The 26,477-nt window shown below is 69.8% G+C and carries 21 protein-coding genes; 16 read left to right on the forward strand and 5 right to left on the reverse strand.

What is annotated here, in order from left to right:
* Window positions 1-22 precede the first annotated feature (22 nt).
* A complete protein-coding gene (locus Q3A80_RS24695; protein ID WP_446331489.1) occupies window positions 23-1,174 on the reverse strand; it encodes a branched-chain amino acid ABC transporter substrate-binding protein in 1,152 nt (383 codons plus the stop codon).
* Window positions 1,171-2,439, reverse strand: coding sequence for an NAD(P)/FAD-dependent oxidoreductase (locus Q3A80_RS24700; protein ID WP_446331490.1), 1,269 nt, complete (start codon window positions 2,437-2,439; stop codon window positions 1,171-1,173). Before Q3A80_RS24700 ends, Q3A80_RS24695 begins: the two co-directional genes overlap by 4 nt.
* Window positions 2,440-2,671: 232 nt before the next feature.
* On the opposite strand from Q3A80_RS24700, the gene Q3A80_RS24705 reads away from it, so the two are divergent.
* From Q3A80_RS24705 to Q3A80_RS24715, 3 genes are all read left to right on the forward strand, one after another.
* Window positions 2,672-4,084: an aminotransferase-like domain-containing protein gene (locus Q3A80_RS24705; protein WP_446331491.1), complete on the forward strand. Its 1,413-nt coding sequence runs from the start codon at window positions 2,672-2,674 to the stop codon at window positions 4,082-4,084.
* Window positions 4,085-4,839: 755 nt separating this feature from the next.
* Window positions 4,840-6,264, forward strand: a complete 1,425-nt coding sequence (locus Q3A80_RS24710; protein ID WP_446331492.1) for an aminotransferase-like domain-containing protein — start codon at window positions 4,840-4,842, stop codon at window positions 6,262-6,264.
* A 318-nt stretch (window positions 6,265-6,582) separates the two neighbouring features.
* Window positions 6,583-8,118: an FAD-dependent oxidoreductase gene (locus Q3A80_RS24715; RefSeq protein ID WP_446331493.1), complete on the forward strand. Its 1,536-nt coding sequence runs from the start codon at window positions 6,583-6,585 to the stop codon at window positions 8,116-8,118.
* A gap of 77 nt (window positions 8,119-8,195) precedes the next feature.
* Here the strand turns inward: Q3A80_RS24715 and Q3A80_RS24720 are convergent, their stop codons facing one another.
* The gene (locus Q3A80_RS24720; RefSeq protein WP_446331494.1) at window positions 8,196-8,414 is read right to left on the reverse strand and encodes a DUF6566 family protein; all 219 of its coding nucleotides are present in this window, start codon (window positions 8,412-8,414) and stop codon (window positions 8,196-8,198) included.
* Window positions 8,415-8,552: 138 nt separating this feature from the next.
* Window positions 8,553-10,034, reverse strand: a complete 1,482-nt coding sequence (locus Q3A80_RS24725) for a SulP family inorganic anion transporter (RefSeq protein ID WP_446331495.1) — start codon at window positions 10,032-10,034, stop codon at window positions 8,553-8,555.
* Window positions 10,035-10,475: 441 nt separating this feature from the next.
* On the opposite strand from Q3A80_RS24725, the gene Q3A80_RS24730 reads away from it, so the two are divergent.
* Window positions 10,476-11,681: a zinc-dependent alcohol dehydrogenase gene (locus Q3A80_RS24730; protein ID WP_446331496.1), complete on the forward strand. Its 1,206-nt coding sequence runs from the start codon at window positions 10,476-10,478 to the stop codon at window positions 11,679-11,681.
* Window positions 11,682-11,718: 37 nt separating this feature from the next.
* Window positions 11,719-12,045 carry a four-helix bundle copper-binding protein gene (locus Q3A80_RS24735; RefSeq protein WP_446331551.1) on the forward strand — a complete coding sequence of 109 codons (327 nt, stop codon included), beginning with the start codon at window positions 11,719-11,721 and terminating at the stop codon, window positions 12,043-12,045.
* A gap of 14 nt (window positions 12,046-12,059) precedes the next feature.
* Here the strand turns inward: Q3A80_RS24735 and Q3A80_RS24740 are convergent, their stop codons facing one another.
* The gene (locus Q3A80_RS24740) at window positions 12,060-13,640 is read right to left on the reverse strand and encodes a PAS domain-containing hybrid sensor histidine kinase/response regulator (protein WP_446331497.1); all 1,581 of its coding nucleotides are present in this window, start codon (window positions 13,638-13,640) and stop codon (window positions 12,060-12,062) included.
* Between the two features lie 295 nt (window positions 13,641-13,935).
* Here Q3A80_RS24740 and Q3A80_RS24745 point away from each other — a divergent pair, with 295 nt between their 5' ends.
* From Q3A80_RS24745 to Q3A80_RS24795, 11 genes are all read left to right on the forward strand, one after another.
* A complete protein-coding gene (locus Q3A80_RS24745) occupies window positions 13,936-14,301 on the forward strand; it encodes a chemotaxis protein (RefSeq protein WP_446331498.1) in 366 nt (121 codons plus the stop codon).
* A 301-nt stretch (window positions 14,302-14,602) separates the two neighbouring features.
* On the forward strand, window positions 14,603-15,595 hold the full coding sequence (locus tag Q3A80_RS24750; RefSeq protein ID WP_446331499.1) for a BON domain-containing protein: 993 nt from the start codon (window positions 14,603-14,605) through the stop codon (window positions 15,593-15,595).
* Window positions 15,596-15,645: 50 nt separating this feature from the next.
* Complete coding sequence (locus Q3A80_RS24755; protein ID WP_446331500.1) at window positions 15,646-18,501, forward strand: ABC transporter transmembrane domain-containing protein; 2,856 nt, start codon at window positions 15,646-15,648, stop codon at window positions 18,499-18,501.
* Complete coding sequence (locus tag Q3A80_RS24760; protein ID WP_446331501.1) at window positions 18,443-18,970, forward strand: hypothetical protein; 528 nt, start codon at window positions 18,443-18,445, stop codon at window positions 18,968-18,970. The genes Q3A80_RS24755 and Q3A80_RS24760 overlap by 59 nt, the downstream gene beginning before the upstream one ends.
* A gap of 177 nt (window positions 18,971-19,147) precedes the next feature.
* Entirely contained in the window at window positions 19,148-19,897 is a 750-nt protein-coding gene (locus Q3A80_RS24765; RefSeq protein WP_446331502.1) for an SDR family oxidoreductase, read from the forward strand.
* Window positions 19,888-20,499, forward strand: a complete 612-nt coding sequence (locus Q3A80_RS24770; protein ID WP_446331503.1) for a D-glycero-alpha-D-manno-heptose-1,7-bisphosphate 7-phosphatase — start codon at window positions 19,888-19,890, stop codon at window positions 20,497-20,499. The genes Q3A80_RS24765 and Q3A80_RS24770 overlap by 10 nt, the downstream gene beginning before the upstream one ends.
* The gene (locus Q3A80_RS24775) at window positions 20,496-21,698 is read left to right on the forward strand and encodes a glycosyltransferase family 9 protein (RefSeq protein WP_446331504.1); all 1,203 of its coding nucleotides are present in this window, start codon (window positions 20,496-20,498) and stop codon (window positions 21,696-21,698) included. The genes Q3A80_RS24770 and Q3A80_RS24775 overlap by 4 nt, the downstream gene beginning before the upstream one ends.
* A 3-nt stretch (window positions 21,699-21,701) precedes the next feature.
* Window positions 21,702-23,459, forward strand: a complete 1,758-nt coding sequence (locus tag Q3A80_RS24780; RefSeq protein WP_446331505.1) for a carbamoyltransferase family protein — start codon at window positions 21,702-21,704, stop codon at window positions 23,457-23,459.
* Complete coding sequence (locus tag Q3A80_RS24785; RefSeq protein ID WP_446331506.1) at window positions 23,446-24,447, forward strand: glycosyltransferase family 2 protein; 1,002 nt, start codon at window positions 23,446-23,448, stop codon at window positions 24,445-24,447. The genes Q3A80_RS24780 and Q3A80_RS24785 overlap by 14 nt, the downstream gene beginning before the upstream one ends.
* The gene (locus tag Q3A80_RS24790) at window positions 24,444-25,520 is read left to right on the forward strand and encodes a glycosyltransferase family 9 protein (protein WP_446331507.1); all 1,077 of its coding nucleotides are present in this window, start codon (window positions 24,444-24,446) and stop codon (window positions 25,518-25,520) included. The genes Q3A80_RS24785 and Q3A80_RS24790 overlap by 4 nt, the downstream gene beginning before the upstream one ends.
* The gene (locus tag Q3A80_RS24795; RefSeq protein WP_446331508.1) at window positions 25,510-26,460 is read left to right on the forward strand and encodes a glycosyltransferase; all 951 of its coding nucleotides are present in this window, start codon (window positions 25,510-25,512) and stop codon (window positions 26,458-26,460) included. The genes Q3A80_RS24790 and Q3A80_RS24795 overlap by 11 nt, the downstream gene beginning before the upstream one ends.
* The last annotated feature ends 17 nt before the right edge of the window (window positions 26,461-26,477 follow it).

Consider the following 26,477-nt stretch of genomic DNA (forward strand, 5'->3'; position numbering starts at 1 on the left):
CTCCCGGGCTGCCCGGCGTCGATCAGTTCGACGCGCCGCCGACCGTGCGAATGCTGTGCCACTGCCCCTGTTCGACGCGGAACAGCGTATAGGGCGGCTTGATCAGGTCGCCGCGTTCGTCGAACGAGATCTTGCCGGTCACGCCGGTGACGGACACGCCCGCGAGGCTCGCGACGATCTTGCCGCGGTCGGCCGAATCGGCCTTGTGCACCGCCGCGATCATCGCGAGCGCCGCGTCGTACGCGAATGGCGCATACAGCTCGACGTCCTGGTTGAAGCGCGCCTTGTAGCGCTGCGCGAACGCGACGGCCGACGGCAGCTTGTCGAGCGCCGGGCCGGGTTCGAGATCCTGCGTGCCTTCGCCCGCGGTGCCGGCGATCTTCACGAACGCATTGCTCTTCAGCGCACCGGCGCCGAACAGCTGCGCGCGAATGCCGAGCGAGCGCATCTGCTTGACCAGCATCGCGCCCTGCTCGTCGAGACCGCCGAAGAACAGCAGGTCGATGTTGTTGCTCTTCATCGTCGTCAGGATCCCGCGGAAATCGACCGCCTTGTCGTTCGTGTATTCGCGGCCGACGATGCTGCCGTGCGCGTCCTTCACGCCTTTCTCGAACGCGTCCGCGAGCCCCTGGCCGAATGCGGTGCGATCGTCGATGATGCCGATCCGCTTGGCCTTCAGCTGCTCGACCGCGAAGCGTCCGGCGACCACGCCGCCGACGCCGTCGTGCCCCATCGTGCGGAACACGTTCTTGAAGCCCTGCATCGTCAGCTGCGGATTGGTCGAGCCGGGCGTGATCATCGCGACGTTCGCCTGCTTGTAGACGGCCGACGCGGGGATGCTGCAGCCCGAGTTGTAGTGCCCGATCACGCCGACCACGCCGTCGTCGACGAGCTTTTGCGCGACCTGGATCGCGATGCGCGGATCGGCCTGGTCGTCCTGAACGTCGAGCACGAAGCGCACCGGCTTGCCGCCGACGGTCGGATGTTTCGCGTTCTCCTCGTCGAGCGCGAGTTGCGCGCCGTATTGCAGATCCTTGCCGACCCGCGCGACCGGCCCCGTCAGCGGGCCGGCGAAGCCGATCTTGATGGTTTCCGGGTCCGCGGCCTGCGCGGACGCCGCGGCCGTGCCGATCGAGCAGACGGCCAGCCATGCCAGCCAGTTACGACGATTCATGATGCCTCCTTGCAGGGTGAAAGATGCGGCGCGCGTCGGAAGCGCGTGGCGCGATACGGTGCGAGGTCGAGCGGCGGCGCGCGCTGCGCGACGAGGTCGGCGACGATCCGCCCGGTGATGCCGGCGAGCGTGACGCCCAGATGCTGGTGGCCGAATGCATGGATCACGCGCTCGCTGCGCCGTGCGCGTCCGATCACGGGCACGCCGTCCGGCAGCGTCGGCCGGAAGCCGAGCCAGCTGCGCGTCGGCGTGCCGAGCGACGGCAGCGCTTCGCGTGCGGAGCGCGTGAGCAGCGCGATCAGCGAGCGGTTCATGCCCGCGTCGAAGCCGCCGAGTTCGACGGTGCCTGCCGCGCGCAGGCCTTCGTCGAGCGGCGTCATGTAGAAACCGCGTTCGGCCCAGCCGACCGGCCGCGTGACGACCGGTTCGGGTGCGCCGAACTGCACGTGGTAGCCGCGCTCGGTGTCGAGCGGCACCGTGTCGCCGCACGCCGCGGCGAACGCGCGCGAATGCGCACCGGCGGCGATCACCACGTGATCGAAGCTGCGCACCGTGGGTCCCGCATGCAGGTTCACGCCGTCGCCGGCCGGCTCGATCCGGTCGACCTGCGCGCGCTCGAGCGTCGCGCCATCCGTTGCCAGATGCGCGAACAGGGCGGCGAGAAACCCGCACGGATCGGAGAAATGCCAACTGCCATGGAACAGCACGCCGCGCGCGAAGATCGGCGCGAGCGCGGGCTCGAGCCGCCGAATCGCGCTCGCGTCGAGCGTGTCGAACGGCACGCCGAACCGGCGTCGCAGCGCAAGCGACGGCTGCGCGGCGTCGAACGATGCCTGCCGCGCGTACAGATACAGGCACTCGCGCGGCCGCACATAGGCAGCGAGCCGCGACGACGCGAGCAGCGGCGCATAGCCGTCGGCGGCGCGCGACAGCAGCGCGGCCAGCGCTGCGGCGCTGCGCACGTGACGCGCCGGCATCGAGGCGGCAAGGAACCGCGCGAGCCACGGTGCGCCGCGCAGCAGGTAAGGCCAGCGAATGCGCAGCGGGCTGTCGGCGGCGCACAGGAAGTGCGGGATGTCGCGGAACACGGACGGGCCGTTGACGGGCACGCAGCCATACGGCGCAAACGTCGCGGCGTTGCCGAACGACGCGCCTTGCCCGACGCCGGCCGGATCGAACAGCGTGACGCGATGGCCGTCGCGCTGCAGCCAGGCCGCCGCGCCGAGCCCGATGAAACCTGCACCCACGATGGCGACGTTCGCCATGACGCTCTCTCCTTCGGCACGCCGGATTCATACAAAGATGGGATCAAGAATCACACAGTAAATTTTTGTGTGCAATCAAAAAACGATTGTGTGGCGCTAGCGTTTACCCGATTCCAACCGGCTGATTCCATAGACTTTTCGGCGGAGGTTTGATCGGAGTGGGATGTCATATACAATCGCTGGACGAGTCAAACCGGCAGACAAACGCTTTTTGTGTGGGCACAGGCGATACATGGCAGCAGACAAACTTTCCGGCGAGCGCGAGAGCGGTGCGCCAGCGCAGGCGAAGCGGCCGACCTATGTCGAGGTATCGAGCTCGATCGAGGCGGAAATCCGCAACGGCATGTATCCGCCGGGCAGCCGCCTGCCGCCGCAGCGCCAGCTCGCGACCGAACTCGGCATCAACGTGTCGACCGTGTCGCGTGCGTACAAGGAACTGCAGTTGCGCGGCCTCGTGATCGGCAGCAAGCGGCGCGGGTCGCTCGTCACCGGCGGGGCGATGCCGAGCATCGAGCCGGTCCGTGCGTCGCTCGCGGCCGGCAACGGCGTGATCGACCTGACGGTGAACCGGCCGGCGACCGGCGAGTTTCTCGCGAGTCTCGCGCAGACGTTCGGCGCCCTGCCGGCCGATCCGCGGTTCGCGTCGCTGCAGGAATACCAGCCGCCGCAGGGCCCCGACTGGGCGCGCGCGGCCGGCGCCCTGTGGCTGGCCGCGCCCGGCTTCACGCCGTCGCCCGACCAGGTGGTCGTCACGAGCGGCGCGCAGCACGGGCTTTATGCGGTGCTGAACAGCCTGATCGGCACCGACGGCGTGATCGTCGCCGACCGGCTCACGTATTACGGGCTGAAGGCGCTCGCGCCGGTGTTCCAGTTCGAGATCGTCAGCGCGGCGGCCGACGACGACGGCCTGCTGCCCGACGAGATCGAACGGATCTGCCAGCGCATGCCCGTCAAGGCGATCTTCGTCGTGCCGAACCTGCAGAACCCGACAGTGACGACGATGAGCCTCGCGCGCCGCATGGCGCTCGTCGATATCGCGCGCCGCCATCACGTGACCATCATCGAGGACGACGTGTACGGGCCGCTCGTGCGCGACCGTCTGCCGGCGATCGCCGGGTTGTGTCCCGAGCTGACGTTCCATATCGGCGCGACGTCGAAGATCCTCGCGCCCGGGCTGCGCCTCGGCTATCTGAGCTGCCCGCGCGACAGCGTCGCGCTGTGCGCGGAAGCCGTGCGCACCACCGCGTGGATGCCCGCGCCGACGTCGATGCTGATCGCGACGGTGTGGATCGAGAACGGGACCGCCGAACGGATCATGGGCGCGCAGCTGGCGGAAATCCGTGCGCGCGTCGATCTTGCGCGGGAGTTGCTGCCGGCCGGCCAGCTGAAAGCCGATCCCGCGTGCATGTTCGTGTGGCTGCGGCTGCCGCCGCCGTGGCGCGCCGACGACTTCGCCGCGAACGCGAAGGCGCGCGGCGTGATCGTGATGCCGTCGTCGACGTTCGCCGTCGATCGCGCCGAACTCGAGCACGGCGTGCGCATCAACCTCGCGTGTCCGGCGACGCGCGACGAACTGGTGAACGGGCTGCGGATTCTCGCCGGCACGTTGAAGGACCGGCCGCGCGCGCTGTTCGGTTCGATCTGACGTTCGCCGTTCACGGCGGTTTCTTCTTTGGCGATCTCGTTGATTCGCCGCGGCAGAATGGTTCGTCGTAACGCGGGCCACGCCACGGTGCGCACCGGCGGTGGTGACCGATCCGTCGCTCGCGCTCGTATCCGGCAGGGCGGGCATTCAGCTCTTACACGGGCCTCGATCAAACAGCCGGAGCGCCGTTTTCCAAGGAACAGCATTTGCGCACAGCGATCCATGCGGGCCTGACGCAGCGCGATAGCCTGCACGTTCGACGCGGCGGAGGAAAGCGATCGCGCGTCTGCCGCGCTGAATCCGGAGCGCGCGAGTCGCGCGGGCGGAATGCCATGTCGTTCCAACGCCATTTTCGTGGCAGCCCGCGCACCGGCCGCCCGCAGCCCCAGCGGGCCGACCCTCATGCGTTAATCGCGCGGTCCGAGCTTCCATCGGCCACCGCACCCATTCCTAAGACGTACAGTTCGCCGCACGTCTCGAATTCGCGTCGAACTGTACTCTTGTACGCATATCCGATGTGTGTACTCCTCGCCAACTGTTCTGCTCTTAAGATGCGATCGTAAAGTGCACAGTGCCGCAGGCCCAGACGTCACGGGCCTTCCGGCGCATCTTCAAGAGCGAGCCACTGCGATGGAAAAGGCAAAACCGGAGGGAGCAATCAGGCGTCACGACAGCCCGGTCGGCGGGCGGAACATGCGCGCATCGGACGCACCCGGAGCGGCGGTGCGCATGCTTCGGCCGGCGGGGAGCACGCGATGAAGCTCTATGAAAAACTCGCGGACGACATCGAGCGCCTGATCCGGCAGGGCGTCTACCGTCATGGCGACCGGATTCCGTCGGTGCGGCAGGCGAGCCAGCAGCACCGGATCAGCATCACGACCGTGCTGCATGCGTACCTGCTGCTCGAAAGCCGCGGGCTGCTGGAGAGCCGTCCGCAATCGGGCTACTTCGTGAACCTGCGGCGCGACGACAACCACGCGCCGGTGCGCGAGCTGCGGCCGTCGAAGCCGATCGCGATCTCGTCGTCGGTCGACATGAGCCGGCTCGTGCTGTCGACGCTGCGCTCGATCGGGACCGACGACGCGGTGCCGCTCGGCTCGCCGTATCCGGACCCGAGCCTGTTCCCGTTCGAGAAGCTGAACCGCTATGCGTACGCAGCCGGCCGCGACAAGTCGCTGTGGGGCGTGACGGACGGATTGCCGCCGGGCCATCCGCGCCTGATTCGCCAGATCGCGCGACGCTACCTGGAAAACGGCATGTCGGTCGACCCGAACGAGATCATCGTGACGGTCGGCGCGACCGAGGCGATCAATCTTTGCCTGCAGGCGGTCGCGAAGCCGGGCGACACGATCGCGGTGGAGTCGCCGACGTTCTATGCAATGCTGCATGCGATCGAGCGGATGGGGATGAAGGCGATCGAGGTGGCCACGCATCCGGAGTACGGAATCGACATCGCGGCGCTCGCGGCAATCGCGAAGTCGCAGCCGATCGCCGCGTGCATGGCGATGCCGAACTTCCAGAATCCGCTCGGATTCCAGATGCCGGACGAGCGCAAGCGCGACCTGGTTGAGTTTGCAACCAAAGCAGACATGCCGATCATCGAAAACGGCGTGTACAACGAACTGTATTTCGGCAATGCGCATCCGAGCGCGCTGAAGGCCTATGACCGCAACGGCATCGTGCTGCACTGCGCGTCGTTCTCGAAGAGCCTGACGGCGGCCTACCGGATCGGCTGGGCGTTGCCGGGCCGCTATCGCGAACAGGTCGAGAAACTGAAGTTCCTGAACACGCTCGCGACGCCGTCGCTGCCGCAGCTCGCAATCGCCGAGTTTCTGGAACGCGACGGCTACGAGCATCACCTGCGGCGGATTCGCAAGGCATATGCGCAGCAGGCGAACCTGACGCGCGCAATGGTGTCGCGGTTCTTTCCGGAGGGCACGCGCATCTCGAGTCCGGCGGGCGGCTACGTGCTGTGGGTCGAGTTGCCGGCGCAGGTCGACGCGATGCGGCTGTACCAGCTCGCGCTGGAGCAGGGGATCACGATCGGGCCCGGCTACATGTTCTCGATCGCCGATACCTATCGCAACTTTATCCGGCTGAACTACAGCAGCCCGTGGTCGCCGGAGATCGAGCGCGCGATCGTCACGGTCGGCAAGCTCGCGACGGGCTGCATGAATTGACGGCGGAGGCTGTGCATCATGTGCAGTGGCGTGCGGCGCGATAGCGGACTTGCTCGTGAGCGGCAGGCGTGCGGCCGCCGCGGCGTTTCCGGTGACGAAACGAACGCCGCTCGGGGCACGCGGCTTGCTTGCGACGCGAGACACCCGCGCACGCGCAGTCGCCCGTGTTGCGCCGCAACGTCGATGCGGCGCTGCGCCGGTCACGGTTCGCGTCCCTGCGACAGTCCGTGTTTGCGTGCACTGCGGGGGCGTCCGCACCTGTTCTTTTCGGGCACGACGTCGATAATGGGATCGTCACCTCAGCTCGGGAGCCACGCCATGTCCGCAACCCGCCACTCGTCCTCACGTCCCGATCTCGCGCAAGGCATCGCGCTCGACGACATCGCCGACGGCGCGATGATCGAGGGCCAGGTCGGCGACGCCACGGTGCTGCTGGTGCGCCGCGCCGACGAACTGTTCGCCGTCGGCGCGCAATGCCCGCACTACGGTGCGCGGCTCGCCGACGGGCTGCTGGTCGGCGACACGATTCGCTGTCCGTGGCATCACGCGACGTTCTGCCTGCGCACCGGCGAGCTGTTGCGCGCGCCGGCGCTCGACGGTCTGACGTGCTGGCGCGTCGAACGCCGCGACGGCCGGGCGGTCGTGCTCGATGCGCGGCCCGCGGCAGCGCCGCCGGTGTCGAAAGCGGCCGGGTGGCCCGAATCGGTGGTGATCGTCGGCGGCGGTGCGGCCGCGATCGCGGCCGCCGTGACGCTGCGGCAGGAAGGCTATCCGCATGCGATCACGCTGCTGAGCGCGGACAGCGAGCCGCCGTACGACCGGCCGAACCTGTCGAAGGACTATCTGGCCGGCACGGCCGAAGCCGACTGGCTGCCGCTGCGCGGCGAGTCGTTCTATACCGACGGGCGCATCGACGTGCGCTGCGGCACGCGCGTCGCGCGGCTCGATCCCGCGCAGCATGCGGTCGAACTCGCGGACGGCAGCCAGGTCGGCTACGGCAAGCTGCTGCTCGCGACCGGCGCCGAGCCGAACCGGCTGACCGTGCCGGGCGCCGATCTGCCGCACGTGCGCGTGCTGCGTTCGCGCGCCGATTGCGATGCGCTGATCGCCAGGCTGAAGACGGCGCAGCGCTGTGTCGTGGTCGGCGCGAGCTTCATCGGGCTCGAAGCGGCCGCCGCATTGCGCACGCGCGGGCTTGACGTGACGGTCGTCGCGCCCGATGCGCATCCGATGGCGCGCGTGCTCGGCGACGCGCTCGGCGACACGATTCGCGCGCTGCACGAGTCGCACGGCGTGACGTTCCACCTCGGCGCGACGCTCACGCAAATCACGCAGGACCATGTGACGCTGTCGAACGGCGACGTGCTGCCGGCCGACGCGGTGGTGGTCGGCATCGGCGTGCATCCAAACGTCGCGCTCGCCGAGGAGGCCGGTCTCGCGATCGATCGCGGCGTGACGGTCGACCGTTTCCTGCAGACGAGTGCACCCGACGTATACGCGGCCGGCGACATCGCGCGCTGGCCGGATCCATTGACGGGAGAACGCATTCGCGTCGAACACTGGGTCGTCGCGGAGCGGCAGGGCATCACCGCCGCGCACAACATGCTCGGACAGCAGCGGCCGTTCGACGCGGTGCCGTTTTTCTGGACCCAGCACTACGACCTGACGGTGCGTTATGTCGGACATGCGGAGCACTGGGATCGCGTGGAAGTCGACGGCGACCTGCGTGCACATCAAGCGTCCGTCACGTACTGGCGCGGCAATGTGCGGCTGGCGGTCGCGACGGTCGGCCGCGATCTCGACTGCCTGCGCGCGGAAGAGGCGCTCGAGCAGCAGCGTGCGCCGCACGCGTGAGCGCGGGCTTCATTGCGCAGCCGTGCACGGTGCGGCGCGCGATGGCGCGCGGATTCTCGCGCGACACCGGAACGCCGCTAGCGATCGCGCGTGCGGATCATCACGCGGCCCTGGTCGATGCCGCCGCGCAGCGCTTCGTCGCAGGTGAGCCATTCGGGCGTGACGAGTTCCGGCGCCGGCAGGTCCACCGGCTCGCCATCGCGGAAGATCCGCACGTGCGCGACCCATGCGCCGTTCGCATTGCGGGTCGCTTCGACGCGGATCTCGTGATCCAGGTACGTATCGCTTGCTTGCATCGGTCAGGGCCCTCCGTTGCAGGTGAACGATCAGGCGGCGGCACATTCGACCATGCGGCCACGGCCGCACCGCCGCACCGCCGCGCGTGCCGCCGGCAGCGCTGCATCGATCGTAGCAGCATCGACCGGATCGCGCAGTCAGTGCGCGGCCGCGCCCGGCTGCGCGCCGGCCTTGTCGTGCGTCGCATACCGTTCGATCATCGTCGCGCTCGCGCGATTGAGCCCGCTGACCTCGACGTCGATCCCGTTGCGGCGGAACTTGTGCACGATGCGGTCGAGCGCATCGATCGAGGTGATGTCCCAGAAGTGCGCGTGCGACAGGTCGAGCCGCACGCGCTGCACGCGCTCCTTGAAATCGAACGCCGCGACGAACGCTTCCGACGACGCGAAGAACACCTGTCCGCGCACCACGTAATGGCGTTCGCCGCGCGTATCGTCGAACGTCGATTCGACGCGCAGCACGCGCTGCACCTTCGATGCGAAGAACAACGCGCTCAGCAGCACGCCGACGCCGACACCGATCGCGAGATTGCCGGTCGCGACGACGACCGCGACGGTCGCGACCATCACGAACGACGAGCGCTTCGGATGCGTGCGCAGGTTCGCGAGCGAGCGCCAGCTGAACGTGCTGATCGACACCATGATCATCACGGCGACGAGTGCGGCCATCGGAATCTGCCGCACCCACGGGCCGAGGAACACCACCAGCACCAGCAGGAACGCGCCGGCGACGAACGTCGACAGCCGCCCGCGGCCGCCCGACTTCAGGTTGATCACCGTCTGGCCGATCATCGCGCAGCCCGGCATCCCGCCGAGCAGGCCGGCCGCGATGTTCGCGATCCCCTGGCCGCGGCATTCGCGGTTCTTGTTGCTCGGCGTGTCGGTGAAGTCGTCGACGATCGCGGCCGTCATCAGCGACTCGAGCAGGCCGACCACCGCGACGCCCGCCGCGTACGGGAAGATGATGCGCAGCGTATCGAGCGTGAGCGGCACCTGCGGCAGCCCGAACGACGGCAGCCGGTCCGGGAACGCGCCCATGTCGCCGACGGTCGGCACCTGCAGGTGCAGCGCCAGCGAGATCGCGGTGAGCACGACGATGCATACGAGCGGCGACGGCACCGCGCGCGTCACGCGCGGCAGCAGGTAGATGATCGCGAGGCCGCCGGCGACCATCAGGTACACGTAGTGCGGCACGTCGTGCAGCTGCGGCAGCTGCGCGAGAAAGATCAGGATCGCGAGCGCGTTGACGAAGCCGGTGATCACCGAGCGCGACACGAAACGCATCAGCGCGCCGAGCCTGAGCAGGCCGGCCGCGATCTGCAGCAGCCCCGCGAGAATGCCGGTCGCGAGCACGTATTCGACGCCGTGCTGTTTGACGAGCGACGCGATCACGAGCGCGACCGCGCCGGTGGCCGCGGAAATCATCCCGGGCCGGCCGCCGGCGATCGCCGACACGACGGCGATGCTGAAGGCTGCATAGAGGCCGACGCGCGGGTCGACGCCCGCGATGATCGAGAACGCGAGCGCTTCGGGAATCAGCGCGAGCGCGACGACGGTGCCGGCGAGGATGTCGGCGCGGACGTTGGAGAACCATTCGTCGCGAAGGGAACGAGTCTGCATGGCGAAAGCAAATGAATGAAGGACGAAACAGGCGAGCGTCGAGGGGGCGCGATCCGGGGCGAAGCGTGCGTGCCGCACGGCGAAGTGCGGCGAAGTACGGCGAACTGCGGCCCGATGAAATACGGGCGCGACGGCGCGAGCGGCTTCGGAAACGGAAAGGCGATGCGCGGCCGGCGCACGAGAACGCGCGGGCACGCACAGCGGGTACGCGAACCCCCTGTCGGTCAGGCTGGATGACGATGGGCGGTTCGCGAGGCGCTACATAGGAAGCTCGGGGGAATTCGGCGGAAGAAGAAAAGAGCGCAGCGCACGGCTGCGGCGCGAAGCTTACAGAATTATCGCCCGCAAGTCCAGCGTGCGCCGCGCCGACGGGCGCGCGCATTGCTCGAACAGCGCGACGGTCATTCGCACCGTTTCCGCTTTCGACAAGGAGGGCCTGACATGAAAGCAGTGGTATTTCACGGCATCGGCGACATTCGCATCGATACGGCACCCGACCCGGAAGTCGCGCAACCGACCGATGCGGTCGTGCGCCTGACGGCCAGCGCGATCTGCGGCACCGACCTGCACATGGTGCGCGGCACGCTCGGCGGGATGAAGCCGGGCACGATCCTCGGGCACGAGGGCGTCGGCATCGTCGAGACGGTCGGGCGCGACGTGCGCAACCTCAAGCGCGGCGATCGCGTGCTGATCCCGTCGACGATCGCGTGCGGCAGCTGCGTGTACTGTCGCGCCGGCTACACCGCGCAATGCGACGTCGCGAACCCCGGCGGCCCGCGCGCGGGCACCGCGTTCTACGGCGGCCCGGCGGACACCGGCCCGTTCGACGGGCTGCAGGCGGAATACGCGCGCACGCCACTGGCGAACGCGAGCCTGATCCGGCTGCCCGACGCGATCGACGACGACCGCGCGATCCTGATGTCCGACATCTTTCCGACCGGCTATTTCGGCGCGCAGCTCGCGGAAGTGAAGCAGGGCGACACGGTCGCCGTGTTCGGCGCCGGGCCGGTCGGCCAGTTCGCGATCGCGAGCGCGAAGCTGATGGGCGCAGGGCGCGTGATCGCGATCGACCGCATCGCATCGCGGCTCGAGATGGCGTGCGCGCAAGGCGCCGAGACCGTCGATTTCTCCGAGGAAGACCCGGTCGACACGGTACTGCGGCTCACCGGCGGGATCGGCGTCGATCGGGTGATCGATGCGGTAGGCGTCGATGCGATGCGTGCGACGCACGGGCCGGCCGCGGCCGATCAGGACGCCGCGCGCGCATTCGATGCGGAGGTCGACGCCGTGGCGCCGCGCCGCAAGCCCGATGGCCGCAACTGGGTGCCGGGCGACGGACCGTCGCAGGTGCTGCAATGGGCGGTGCGCGCGGTCGCGAAGGCCGGCACGGTCGCGGTGATCGGCGTGTATCCGCCGCAGGCGCGCGTATTCCCGATCGGCGAGGCGATGAACCGCAACCTGACGATCAAGATGGGCAACTGCAATCACCGGACCATCACGCCGCATCTGCTCGAACTGGTGCGCAGCGGCGCGTTCGATCCGGCGTCGGTGCTCACGCGCTGCGAGCCGCTGACCAACGCGATCGACGCGTATCGCGCGTTCGACGTGCGCGAGCCCGGCTGGATGAAGGTGAAGCTGACGCCGTGACGATGCGAACCCGATGAGGAGCAACGCGATGAACCAGATGAACGAACGCTACGACAACTGCATGGCCGCGTGCGACGCATGCGCACATGCGTGCGATGCGTGCACGGCCGGATGTCTCGCGGAACCCGATGCGCAAAAACTGACCGAGTGCATCGCGCTCGACATCGAGTGCGCGCAGCTGTGCCGCTTCGCGTCGGGCGCGATGGCTCGCCGCAGCGTGCTCGCGCCGCAGATCTGTGCGCTGTGCGCGTATGCTTGCGACCGGTGCGCGGCCGAGTGCCTGCTGCATGCGCACGATCATTGCCGGCGCTGCGCGCTCGCCTGCGACGCGTGTGCGGCGATGTGCCGGGCGATGGCCGAATGAGCGGTGGCGCGCGTCTACCGCGCGCCGTGGACCTTGCGGGCGACGCGCTGCAACAGCGCGTCGAGTACCGCCATCTCGACGGGCTTCACGAGGTGATCGTCGAAGCCCGCGCTCGCGGTGCGCGCGCGATCGGACGGGCGTGCATGACCCGATAGCGCGGCGCACGTCATTCCGGCGAGCGTGTCGATCGAGCGCAATTCGTGCAGCAGCGCGAAGCCGTCGATGTCGGGCATCGACAGGTCGATCAGCATCAGGTGCGGAACGGTGTCGCGTGCGACCGCGAGCGCTTCGTCGGCATCGTAGGCGACGCGCGCCGCGTGTCCCTTCACCTGCAGCAGCACGGCGAGCGTGTCGGCCGAATCGCGGTTGTCGTCCACGACGACGACGCGCAGCGGTGCGAACGCCGGCTGTTCGGGCTTGCGCGGTGCGGGCGCGTCGACGTGCGGGGTGTGATCGACCGGCAGCCGCACGGTAAACGTCGAGCCCAGGCCGGGGCCGTCGCTTTCCGCGGAGATCATTCCGCCGTGCAGTTCGACGAACGACCGGCAGATCGCGAGGCCGAGCCCGAAGCCGTCGGACGGGCGCCGTCCCGGCGCGCTTCCCTGCTCGAACAGGTCGAAGATCGTTTCGAGCGACCCGGAGGCGATCCCGACGCCCTGATCGCTCACGCGAATCGACACGATGGAATCCTCGACGCTCGCGCCGACGTCGATGCGCGCGCCGCGCGGCGAGAATTTCGATGCGTTGTCGAGCAGGTTGTGCAGCACCTGGACGAGCCGCGTCGCATCGCCGCGCACGACGACCGGGTCGGCCGGCAGGTCGACGCGGATGTGCTGTTCGCGCGCGGCCAGCTTCGGCTGGATACTCTCGACGCCGCGGCACACGAGGTCGCGCACGGTCACCGGCGCGTTATCGAGCTGGATCTTGCCGGCCGTGATCCGGCCGACGTCGAGCAGATCGTCGACGAGGCGCGTCAGCTGCCCGACCTGGCGATGCACGGCGTCGCGGCACTGCGCGAGCGCCGGCGCCGGATCGGGCAGGCTTTGCAGCACCCCGACCGAGTGGCGCAGCGGCGCGAGATGATTGCGCAGTTCATGCGCGAGCATCGCGAGGAACACGCTGAGCCGGTGCGTCGACGCTTCGAGCTCCGCGAGCCGCTTGCGCTCCGTCATGTCGCGCGTGATCTTGATGAAGCCGGCCAGTTGGCCCGTCGCGTCGCGCACGGCCGTGATCGTCACGCTCGCCCAGAACAGCGTGCCGTCCTTGCGCACGCGCCAGCCTTCGTCCTCGAAGTGACCGTGCGCGACGGCCTCCTGGAGCCCGAACGCGGGGCGGCCGGCGGCGATCGCGTCGGGCGGATAGAAACGCGAAAAGTGATGGCCGACGATTTCGGCGGCGCTGTAACCCTTGATGCGCTCGGCGCCGCGGTTCCACGTCGCGATGTTGCCGTGCGGGTCGAGCATGAATACCGCATAGTCGGTGATCGCGCCGACGACCGTCTCGAAGCGGAATTCGGCGAAGCGGTGCAGCAGGTCGCGCGCATCGGCTGGGCCGAGCGGCGGGTGCGGATCGGTAATGGCGTCGTCTTTTGTCATCGGCGGCAAGTCGAAGGGGAGCGGACGGGAGCCGCTCCGCCGCCCGCCAGCCGGGCCGGCGGCGGCAATTCGAACCGGATTGACTCCCTCGAAAGGATACGGGAACTCAATTCACCTGATCAATGGGTGCGCATTGCGCGTGCCTCGCCGGCCGTCGTGCCGGAATGCCCGTTCACGCCGGCTGCGCGGCGACGACGTGGCACGCCGATTGCATCGCAGGCCTGTCCGCAGGCCGCGGCCTACCGGGCGGCATGCCCGTCGCGGCGGCGACCCGGCGCTACACGAGGACATCGACATGAACAGCACCCTGAACCCCGACAACGAACCGGCCGGCCCGGACGACGACAACGCGCGGCGCGGCCGCGACGGCCGCGCGCTGGGGCCCAGCGACTCGTCCGACAGCGGCAGCGACACGGCGGGCGCCCGGCGTCATCCGTTCGACGTCGATTCGCCGCTCGACGAACACGCGCTGGAGCGCGGCGACGCGTCGCTCGACAGCGATACGGACCGCGCGGGCACCGGCGAACGCGCATCCGCGGACGGCGATGCGGGGCTGGAGGAAGGGGCCGACATCGAGCCCGACCGCACCGAGCGGCTGAGCGAGCCGGGCAGCACGGAAGACCCGGATGCACCGGAGGAACCGGGCGCGGGTGGTGCCTAGGCGCCCGATACCGGGCCGGCAGGGCAAAAACTGCAATCGCGTTGCAGATAGGGACGAGGTTCGGCTGCGCAGGCCCCGCGCGTGCTCCTGTCGTGCCCGTGCTTGATATCCCGGCCGCCGCGTCGACGGGAAGTGTGCGGAACCGCGCATTCGACGCGTCGGCTCACGGCGCCGTGCCGGTTTGCGCGCGGCTGTACCGGCTGCGAACGCGGCACGCGATTTGCAATGATTCGACGAACGCACACCGCGTCGCGACATGGGGCCGTACGCGGCACAGGCGCGATCAAGGAGGGACACGACGATGCAACGACGATATCCCGGACGGCAGGGCGAACGTGGCGGCCCGCCGGACTGGCAGGAACGCGGCGCACGCGGATACCGCGACGCCGGCGAGCGCGACTTCCGGGGCGGCGAATCCGAGCGGCATGACGCTGATTACGAGTCCGCCTATCGGCGCTTCGCGAGCGAAGACGTCGGCCCGGAAGATTGGGGCAGCGAATGGAGCGAGCGCTCGGCGCGCTCGGCGGCCGAGCAGCGCCTGCGCGGCGCGCCCGAGTGGCGCGATGCGCCGACCGGTGCACGCGACGCCGCGTGGGAAGCCGAGCGCGGCTATGGCAATCGCGGCAGCGCGGACCTGGCGCGCGCAAGCGGCGAAGGTCGGTATGGCGGTGAAGCGCGCTACGGCGGCGAAGGCCGTTACGGCGGCGAAGGGCGCTACGGCGAGGAAGGCCGCTACGGCGGCGACCGGCCGGGTTTGCGCGGCCATCACCGGATGGGCTGGTACGGCGGCGAACGCGACTACGATCCGCGCCGCGCCGACGCGCCCGACCTGTCGCGTTTCGGCGGCGATCCGCGGCGCGAGGCAATGCATCAGCCGCGCGGCCCGAAAGGCTATACGCGCTCGGACGAGCGGATCCGCGAGGACGTTTGCGAGCGGCTTGCGCATGCGCTCGAAATCGACGTGAGCGACGTCACCGTGCAGGTGCGCGACGGCCGCGTAGAACTCGACGGCACGGTGCCGTCGCGCTGGATGAAGCACGACATCGAGGACATCGCCGACAGCTGCATGTGCGTGCGCGACGTCGAGAACCGCGTACGCGTGCGCCGCGACGGCGAGCACGACACCGGCATGGTGCTCCATCCGTCGCAACGCACCGTCACACCGACGCAGCCGCCCGCGCGCGATCCGGAACCCGGCAGCGGCGCCGGAGGCGGCACCGGCACGGGCACCGGCGCTGCATCCGCAAGCGGCACTGCGAACGAAAGCGGCTCCGGCCGCGAATCGCGCCATTGACGGCCAATGCGCGGGACGACCCGACCACCCAGGAATCAGCCATCGCGCGCATGACGACCGGCACTGACGACCCGACGCGCGGCGAGCGCGAAGACCGCGACGATCGAGATTCACGCGGCGATCGCGCCCGCCGCCCCGCCGGCGGCGCCCGCACCGCATCCTTCGACGATCCGAAGCGCGGCCTGCGCCTGCGCATCGCGGGCGAGTTGTGGCGCGCGATCTGGCATTACCGCGCGCGCGTGCTCGCGGCGATCGTGCTGCTGATCATGGCGAAAGCCGCGGCCGTCTCGGTGCCGCTGCTGCTGAAGGAGATCGTCGACGGGCTCGGCCGCGCGGCCGGCCAGCCGATCGCGCTGCCGGTGCTGCTGCTGTTCGCGTATGCGGTCGTGCGCTTCGCGGCGAATGCGCTGAACGAAGTGCGCGACATGACCTTCGTGCAGGTCACGCAGCACACGGTCGCCACGTTTACCGTCCGCACGTTCGGCCACCTGCACCGGCTCGGTGCGCGCTTCCACTCGCAGCGCGAGACCGGCGCGGTCGTGCGCGATCTCGAGAAAGGCACGGCCGGGATCGGCTACCTGCTCGGCGTCGCGGTGTTCACGGTGGTGCCGACCGCGCTCGAGATCGGCTCCGTGCTGGTGATCGTGATCAGCAAGTACGGCGGCGGGTTCACCGCGATCATCCTGATCACGTTCGCCGTCTATGCGGCATACACGGTGGTCTTCACGCGCCGGCGCATGCGTTATCAGCGCCGCGTGAACGCGCTCGAGGCCGAATCGAATTCGCGCGTGGTCGACAGCCTGCTCAACGTCGACACGGTGAAGTACTTCGCGCGCGAGGACGTCGAGCGCGACCGGCTCGAGCGCGTGCTCGACGAATGGCGCGACGCCGGCGTCGACAACCAGTACGCGCTGTCGGCGCTGCACATCGGGCAGAGCGCGTGCATCGGCGCGGGGATCGCGGCGGTGATGCTGCTCGCCGGCCAGCATGTCGCGCGCGGCACGATGACGGTCGGCGATCTCGTGCTGATCAACGCGTACATCATCCAGATCAGCCTGCCGCTGAACGCGCTCGGCTTCGTGTTTCGCGAGGCGAACGACGCGATGACGAACATCGAGCGCCTGTTCGGGCTGCTCGATGCGCGCGGCAAGCCGGGCGAGGACGGCGACGCGCCGGGCGCACACCCGCTCGCGGTGCGCGGCGGCGCGATCGAGTTCGAGCATGTCGACTTCGGCTACGAGCCGAGCCGGCAGATCCTGTGGGACGTGTCGTTTCGCATCGAGCCCGGGCAGTCGGTCGCGGTGGTCGGCGGCAGCGGTTCGGGAAAGTCGACGCTCGCGCGGCTCTTGTTCCGCCTGTACCAGCCCGATGCGGGCACGATCCGGATCGACGGGCAGGATCTTCGCCTCGTGACCGAGCGCAGCCTGCGCGACGCGCTCGGCATCGTGCCGCAGGACACGATCCTGTTCAACGACACGCTGGCGTACAACATCGCGTACGGCAGGCGCGACGCGACGCGCGCCGACGTGGTCGCGGCCGCGCGCGGCGCGCAGCTCGACGCGTTCATCGAACGGCTGCCCGACGCGTACGACACGCGCGTCGGCGAGCGCGGCGTGCGGCTGTCCGGCGGCGAGCGGCAGCGCGTCGCGATCGCGCGTGCGCTGCTGAAGGCCCCGCCGATCGTCGTGTTCGACGAGGCGACGTCGGCGCTCGACACGCGCTCCGAGCGCGCGATCCAGCAGGAACTGATGCGCGTCGCGCAGCACCGCACGAGCCTCATCATCGCGCACCGGCTGTCGACCATCGTCGACGCGGACCGGATCCTCGTGATGGAGCACGGCCGCCTCGTCGAGCAGGGCACGCACGACGAGCTGCTCGCGAACGACGGCGTGTATGCGCAGATGTGGTCGTTGCAGGCCAAGCAGCGCGAACTGGAGCGCACCGAAGCGAAGTTCGCGCGGCAGCCGGTGCGGATCAACCCGCTCGTTGCGCAGGTGCTCGATTCGCTCGCGGACGCCGCCGCGCAGCGCGGCGTGCCGGTGTTCCGCCAGCTGTCGGACGAGGATCTCGTCGTCAAGGCCGATCCGGCCGCGCTGCGGCGTTTCATCTGGGAGCTGTGCAGCGGCGGGATCGACGTGAGCGGCGGCGGGCAGGTCGAGGTGCGCACCGCTCGCCACGATCCCGACGCGCGGATCACGATCACGTGTGCGGGTGTCGAGGCGCCGGAACTGTCGCTGGTCGATCTCGAACTGCTGCAGCGCGCGATCGAGGAAGCGGGCGGCTACATCCTGCGCGAACGCGATGACGCCGGCGTGACGTTGCACCTGTCGCTACCGATGTGCGCGGTGGCGCCGGCATCGGCGCAACTGCCGGGCCCCGGCGTACCGGCGTCCGCTGCCGGCGCCACCGCGTCCGCCGGGGCGCAGCCGCTCGGCGGGCTACGCATCGCATGTGTCGACGATCACGACGAAGCGCGTGAAGCGCTTACCGCGCTGCTGCAGGTCGCCGGCGCCGAGGTCCAGGCGTTCGCGTCCGGCCAGGCACTGCTCGACGAGTTGTGGCGCACGCGGCGCGTCGACTGGCCGGCGCTGCTCGTGTGCGACATCGATCTCGGCGACAACGAGGACGACGGCTATGCGGTGATGAGCCGCGTGCGCCAGCTCGACGCCGCGCGTGCGCGCGAGGGCCGCGCGCCGCTCGAGGCGCTCGCGCTGTCCGGCCACGCGCGCGACCGCGACCGCACGCGCGCGGTCGAAGCGGGTTTCCATGCCTACCTGACCAAGCCCGCGGTAGCGGCCGACCTGATCGCGGCGCTGCGCGCGCTCGCTTTTTCTTCCGGAGAGATCCATGCCGAACCTTCTGAACCCGACGACCACCGAAGCCCTGACCGAGCGTCGCGGCGGTAGCGCGTTCGCCGACCGCCAGGCCGCGGTCGCGGCCGTCGAGCTGCTGCTGCCGACGTTGTCGGCCGCGTTGCAGAGCGACTTCGTCGGCGACAGCGGCTGCCTGCACATCGTGATCATGGATCCCGCGCTCGGGCCGCGCGATGCGGCGTTCGAGGACGCGATCCTGTACGAGTTCTCGCTGCCCGACCCGAAGGACTGGGACGCCGACTATCGCGCGTACGCGCGCGCGAAGGCGCGGCTGTCGTGGGAGACCGGCCGCGACGGCCATGTCGTGCAGGCGCTGGAGCCGTACCGGCTGCGCGCGGGCGACACGAACCTGTGGGGCGCCGTCGCGCAGCACGGGATCGTGGTCGGCGTATCGGGCGCGCAGCCGTGGTTCGACGAGGCGTTCGCGGGCTGCATCGCGCACTGCCTGCGCGCGCTCGCGAAGCACCGCGCGCAGGCGACGCCGGACGGCCTCGCGATCTGAGCGCGGGCGCGCGGGCACGTTTTTACAGCCGGTTATAAAAAAGCCAGCGGGCGCGCGCCGGCGCGCGCTGCGGCGCGGGCTTCCGCCGAGTGGCATGCTTTTCGCTGTACCCCTGTAGGACGCTTGTCACGACAAGTGTCATCGCCACGATTCTTCGGACGCTAACAGGAGGTGCATGTGAACGCGACTCACGATCCCGCCCGACCGCCGCTCGCCGGCCGTACCGCACTCGTCACGGGCGGCGGCCGCGGCCTCGGCGAGGCCATCTGCGAGGAACTGGCGCAACACGGCGCGCACGTGATCGTCGCCGATCTCGACGGCGATCGTGCGGCGGCCGTCGCGCAGCGGCTCGAACGGCACGGCGGCCAGGCGGTCGGCCGGCCGCTCGACGTGCGCGACGAGGCGTCGGTGCTGCAGGTCGTGCACGATGCGCGCGAGGCGCTCGGCGATCTCGACATCATCGTCAACAACGCGGCGATCGACGTGACCGCGCCGATCGACGACGTCAGCGTCGCCGCGTGGCAGCAGGTGATGATGACCAACCTGTTCGGCCCGTACCTGATGTGCCATGCCGCCGTGCCGATGATGAAGGCGCGCGGCAGCGGACACATCGTGAACATCGCGTCGACCGCCGCCAAGCGCGCATGGCCGAATGCATCCGCGTATCACGCGACGAAGTGGGGGTTGCTCGGCCTGTCGCACGCGCTGCACGCGGAACTGCGGCCGGCCGGCGTGAGCGTGTCGGCGATCGTCGCCGGCGGGATGCGCACGCCGTTCCTGCTCGACCGCTTCCCCGACATCGACGAGGACACGCTGCAGCCGCCCGAACACGTCGCGGCCGCCGTGCGTTTCGTGCTGACGCAGCCGCCCGGCACCGTCGTGCCGGAGGTGATGGTGCTGCCGATGAAGGAGACGTCATGGCCCTGAGACGCGAACGACGGCTGCCCGGCGCGGTGCTGCTCGACAAGGACGGCACGCTGCTCGAGAACGTGCCGTACAACGTCGACCCCGAGCAGATCCGGCTCGCGCCCGGCGCCGCGCGCGCGTTGCGCACGCTCGGCGCGACCGGCATGCCGATCGCGGTCGTGTCGAACCAGCCGGGCGTCGCGCTCGGCTACTTTACCGAACCCATGCTTGGCGCGGTCCGCCAGCGTCTGGCCGAACTGTTCGAAGCAAACGGCGCGGCGCTGGCGGATTTTTTTTACTGCCCGCATCACCCGGCGGGCAGCGTGCCGCGCTATACGTGCGACTGCGTGTGCCGCAAGCCGCGCCCCGGGATGGTGCGCCGCGCGCTCAACGCATTGGGCGCCGTTGCCGAATGGAGCTGGATGATCGGCGACATTCTCGATGACGTCGAGGCCGGGCGCCGCGCGCGCTGCAGCACGATTCTCGTCGACTGCGGCAACGAGACGGAATGGCGGCTCGATGCGGCGCGCACGCCGCATCACGTGGTCCACCGCCTCGATGCGGCCGCCGACATCGTCGCGCGCGAGGCCGCCCGCCGCCATGGTTTGTGGGGGCGGCGATGAGCGCCGCGTGGGAGCGTGCGCGCCGCATCCTGTGCGTGCGGCTCGACAGCCTCGGCGACGTGCTGATGACGACGCCCGCGATGCGCGCGCTGAAGGAGAGCGGCCAGGGCCGCCGGCTCACGCTGCTCACGTCGCGCACCGGCGCCGCGCTCGCGAACCACCTGCCGATGGTCGACGACGTGTGGACCTACGATGCGCCGTGGGTCAAGCATCCCGATGCGCGCGGCGATCCGGTCGCGGATCTCGACATGATCGACCAGCTGCTCGCCGGCCGCTTCGACGCGGCCGTGATCTTCACCGTGTACAGCCAGAGTCCGCTGCCGGCCGCGATGATGTGCTGGCTCGCGGGCATTCCGCTGCGGCTCGCGCATTGCCGCGAGAATCCGTACGAACTGCTGACCGACCGCGTGCCGGAAACCGAGCCGGATTCGCACGTGCGCCACGAGGTCGCGCGCCAGCTCGCGCTGGTGCGCACGGTCGGCGCGAAGACGTCCGACTGGCGCATGGCATTCGAGCCCGGCGCTACCGCGCGGCGCGCGCTGCATGCACGCTTGCGCGGCGCGTTGCAGCGCATCGGCGGCGCGCGCCGGCCGGGGCCTGCGCACGGGCGCTGGCTGGTCGTGCATCCGGGCGCGAGCGCGGCGTCGCGACGCTGGCCGGCCGAACGCTTCGGCGATGCGGCCGCGCGGCTCGCGCCGCTGTTCGACGGAATCGCCGTGACCGGCAGCGCCGGCGAGCGCGCGCTCGTCGAAGCGGTGTGCGAACGCGCCGGGCCGCGCGCGGTGCCGCTCGCCGGCGCGCTGCCGCTCGGCGAACTGGGCGCGCTGATCGAGACGGCCGACCTGCTGCTGTCGAACAACAGCGGCCCCGTGCATCTCGCGGCCGCGCTCGGCACGCCGGTCGTCGACCTGTACGCACTGACCAACCCGCAGCACACGCCGTGGCGTGTGCCGCATCGCGCGTTGAACGTCGACGTGCCGTGCCGCAACTGCTATCGCAGCGTCTGCAACCAGCCGGGCCATCCGTGCCTGCTCGGCGTGGGTGTCGACGACGTCGTCGCGGCGACGCACGCGCTGCTGCGCGGCAGCGAACGCCATGCGCAGCGCGCGGCCGCGCGGGCCGCCACCGCTGGCGGCGAGCCGGCCGCGGTGAACGCGTCGAACGTGATTCCCTTCGCGCACGTCACCACCAGGAGCTGACGCATGGCCGAACCGATTTATACGCTGGGCATCAACGCCGCGTTTCACGACAGCGCCGCCTGTCTCGTGCGCGACGGCGTCGTGGTCGCAGCGGCGGAAGACGAACGCTTCACGCACGTGAAGCATGCGAAGCGGCCGGTGCCGTTCTCGACGTGGGAGCTGCCGTTTCACGCGATCGACTACTGTCTCGCGGAAGCCGGCATCGTGCTCGCGGACGTCGACCACGTCGCGTATTCGTACGACCCGTGGCTCGAGCTCGATCGTCACGGCGATGCGGCCGAGCTGACGCTGCCGATGGCGCCGTCCGCGCACGCGCCGCGCGCCGACGGCGCGTCGCCGTGGCATCCGCTGTTCCTGTCGTCGATCGTGAACGCGCCGCGCCAGCTCGCGGGCGGCGCGCCGCATCACCTGCAGCGGCGCTTTCGCGGCGTCGCGTACGACGGGCCGTTCCGCTGGCACTTCATCGAGCACCATCTCGCGCACGAGGCGAGCGCGTTTCTCGCGGCGCCGTTCGAGCATTGCGCGGTGATGACGATGGACGGCCGCGGCGAACGCGCGACCACGAGCTACGGCGTGTTCGACGGGCAGTCGTACCGCCGGCTCGGCCAGGTCAACATGCCGCATTCGCTCGGGCTGCTGTACGAGCGCGTGACGAGCTACCTCGGCTTCCTGCATTCGTCCGACGAGTACAAGGTGATGGCGCTCGCGTCGTACGGCAAGCCGGTGTTCGCCGACGAGATGCGCAAGCTGGTGCGCTACGGCGGCGAAGGCCGCTACGAAGTCAGCGACGGCGATCTCGTCGCGCTGTTCGGCCCGGCGCGCGAACGCGGCGGCCCGATCGAGCCGCATCACTGCGACATCGCGCACGCGCTGCAGCTCGTGCTCGAGGAAACGACGCTGCAGGCGGTCGACTGGCTCGCGGCCGAAAGCGGCGAGAAGCAGCTCGCGATGGCGGGCGGCGTCGCGCTGAACTGCGTGATGAACGCGAAGATCCGCGATCGCGGCCCGTTCGACGACGTGTGGGTGCAACCAGCCGCGGGCGACGCGGGCACCGCGCTCGGCGCCGCGCTGTGGACCGACTTCCGGATGCGCGGGATGCGCGGCGACTGGCGGATGGACCATGCGTATCTCGGGCCGTCGTACAGCGACGACACGATCGAGGCGTTCCTGAAGGAAGCGCAGCTGCCGTACCGGCGGCTCGACGACGTCGCCGCGCAGACGGCCGCGCTGCTCGCCGCGAACCGCGTGATCGGCTGGTTCCAGGGCCGCATGGAGTTCGGGCCGCGTGCGCTCGGCGCCCGTTCGATCCTCGCGTCGCCGACCGATCCGCAGATGCAGCACAAGCTGAACCGGATCAAGGATCGCGAGGACTTCCGGCCCGTCGCGCCGGTCGTGCTCGAAAGCAAGGCGCACCACTGGTTCAACGGCGGCAAGCGCACGCCGCTGCGCGCGCCGTTCATGCTGTTCGTATACGACGTCGCGCCCGGGACCGAAACCACGATCCCGGCCGTGCGCCACATCGACGGCACCGCGCGCGTGCAGACCGTCGACGAGCACCAGCATCCGCTGCTGCATGCGCTGCTGTCCGAGTTCGATGCGCTGACCGGCGTACCGGTGCTCGTCAACACGTCGTTCAACACGCGCGGCGAGCCGATCGTCTGTTCGCCGCGCGACGCGATCGAATGCTTCTGGACGTCCCCGCTCGACGCGCTCGTGATCGGTTCGTTCCTGCTGGAGAAGCCGCGACATGAACATGCGTGACACGCAATTGCCGCCGGTGGTGTCGGTCGTCGTGCCGACCTACCGGCGGCCCGACCTGCTCGAACGCTGCCTCGACGCGCTGTGCGTGCAGGCATTCGATCCGACGACGTACGAGATCGTCGTCGTCGACGACGATCCGGCCGGCAGCGCGCGGGCCGTCGTCGACAGCTGTCGCACGCGCGTGGCCGACGTGCCGGCAATCCGCTACATGACCGCGCCCGACACGCAGGGGCCCGCCGGCGCGCGCAACGTCGGCTGGCGCAGCGCGCGCGGCGCGCTGATCGCATTCACCGACGACGACACGATTCCCGACCCGACCTGGCTGAAGCATGGCGCGGCCGCGCTGCTCGCCGAGCCGGCGGCCGTGGCGGCGGCGGGGCGCATCGACGTGCCGCTGCGGCCGCGCCCGACCGATTACGAGCGCGACGCGGCCGGCCTTGCGCATGCGGAATTCGCGACCGCGAACTGCTTCGTGCGGCGCACCGCGCTCGAACGCGTCGGCGGCTTCGACGAGCGCTTCACGCGCGCGTGGCGCGAGGATGCGGACCTGATGTTCGCGCTGCGCGAGCATGCGGGACCGATCGTCGAAGTCGATGCCGCGCGGATCGTGCATCCGGTGCGGCCCGCGCGCTGGGGCTCGAGCATCGGCGCGCAATCGAAGGTGTATTTCGATGCGCTGTTGTACAAGAAGCATCGCGCGACCTACCGGCGCCATATCCGGCCGATGCCGCCGTGGAACTACTACGCGGCCGTGCTGTTCGCGCTCGGCGCGCTCGGCTGCTTCGCGGCCGGCTTGCGCGACGCGGGCATCGCGTGCGCGGCGGCATGGGCCGTGATTACGGCGGCGTTCTGCGTGAAGCGGCTGCGCGGCACGCGGCTCACGCCGTCGCACGTCGCCGAGATGATCGTCACGTCGATCGCGATTCCGCCGGTATCGCTGTACTGGCGCGTGCGCGGCGCGCTTCACTTCCGGGTGTTCTTCCTATGATGCTCGATTCCGCTTCATCGTCCGGCCCGATGCGCATCGCGGTCTTTCGCGCGCTGCAACTCGGCGACATGCTGTGCGCGGTCCCCGCGCTGCGCGCGTTGCGGCGCGGCGAGCCCGACGCGCGCATCACGCTGATCGGACTGCCGTGGGCGCGCGAATTCGCGTCGCGCTTCTCGGATTACATCGACAACTTCATCGCGTTTCCCGGGGCGCCGGGTCTCGGCGAACAACCGGATGCCGACCCGGCCGCGCGCGAGGCGTTCATCGCCGAATGCCGCGCGCGCGATTTCGATCTCGCGATCCAGCTGCACGGCAGCGGCGCGCAGACCAACGCGATCGTCGCGTCGCTCGGCGCGACGCGCACGGCCGGCTTCGTGCCGCCCGGCGGCGGCACGACCGCGCTCGACTGCTCGGTCGTGTGGCGCGACAGCGAGCCCGAAGTCACGCGCTATCTGTCGCTCACGCGCAAGCTCGGCTACCCGGACTGGGGCGACTACCTCGAATTCCCGCTCGGCGGCCTCGACTACGCGCTGTGGCATGTGCTCTGCGACGAGCACGCGCTCGACCCCGGCCGCTACGTGATCGTCCATCCGGGCGCGCGCATGGCGTCGCGACGCTGGCCGGTCGAACGTTTCGCGAGTGCCGCGCGGCAGCTCGCCGACGACGGCTGGCAGATCGTGCTGACCGGCACGCGCGGCGAACTCGCGCTCGCCAATGCGTTCGCCGAGCAGCTCGGGCGGCCGTGCGTGAACCTGTGCGGCCGCACGCCGCTCGGCGCGCTGGCCGCGCTGATCGGCCGCGCGCGGCTGCTGTTGTGCAACGACACGGGCGTGTCGCACGTCGCGGCGGCGCTCGGTACGCCGAGCATCGTCGTCGCGTGCGGCAGCGACACGGCCCGCTGGGCGCCGCTCGACGCCGAACGCCATCGCGTGCTCGCGAACTACCCGGCCTGCCGGCCGTGCATGTTCGATACCTGCCCGTACGGACACGAGTGCGCGACGGCGATCGGCGTCGGCGACGTGATCGACCGGGCAGGCGAGCTGCTCGTGGAGGAGAGACGTCATGTCACGTAAGCGGTTGCGCGTGCTCACCTGGCACGTGCATGGCAACTATCTGTACTACCTGTCGCAGGCGCCGCACGATTTCTACCTCGTGACGAAGCCCAAGCATCCGCCCGGCTATGCGGGGCGGGTCGGCCACCTGCCGTGGGGCGACAACGTCATCGAGGTGCCGGCCGAATGCGTGCGCGACACCGAATTCGACTGCGTGCTGTACCAGCATCACAGCCACTACGAGCACGATCGGATGCGTTTGCTGAGCGAAGCGCAGCGCGCGCTGCCGACGCTGTTCGTCGAACACGATCCGCCGCGCGAGCATCCGACCGACACGCTGCATCCGGTGCAGGATCCGAACGTGTTGCTGGTGCACGTGACGCCGTTCAACGCGCTGATGTGGGACAACGGCGTCACGCCGATGCGCGTGATCGAGCATGGCGTGCTGGTGCCGGGCGACGTCGACTATCACGGCACGCTGCCGAAGGGCGTGACGGTCGTGAACAACCTCGCGCGGCGCGGCAGGCGGCTCGGCGCGGACCTGTTCGAGGACGTGCGTCGCAGCGTGCCGCTCGATCTGGTCGGGATGGGCTCGACCGAACTGGGCGGGATCGGCGAGGTGCCGAACCCGGCGCTGCCGCAGTTCCTCGCGCACTACCGGTTCTTCTTCAACCCGATCCGCTACACGAGCCTCGGGCTCGCGGTGATCGAGGCGATGATGATCGGCATGCCGATCGTTGCGCTCGCAACGACGGAGATGGCGCAGCTCGTGCGCAGCGGCCACAACGGCGTGGCCGACACGCGGCCCGCGGTGCTGATCGATGCGATGCGGATGCTGATCCGCGAGCCGGAACTCGCGCGCGAGTGGGGCGCGGCGGCGAAGCGCGACGCGTGCGAGCGTTTCGCGATCGACCGGTTCGCGCGCGACTGGGACAGCGCATTCCGTGACGTGACGTCGTAGGCCGCGTGGGCGCCGAC

It is taken from the genome of Burkholderia sp. SR8 (assembly GCF_052851275.1).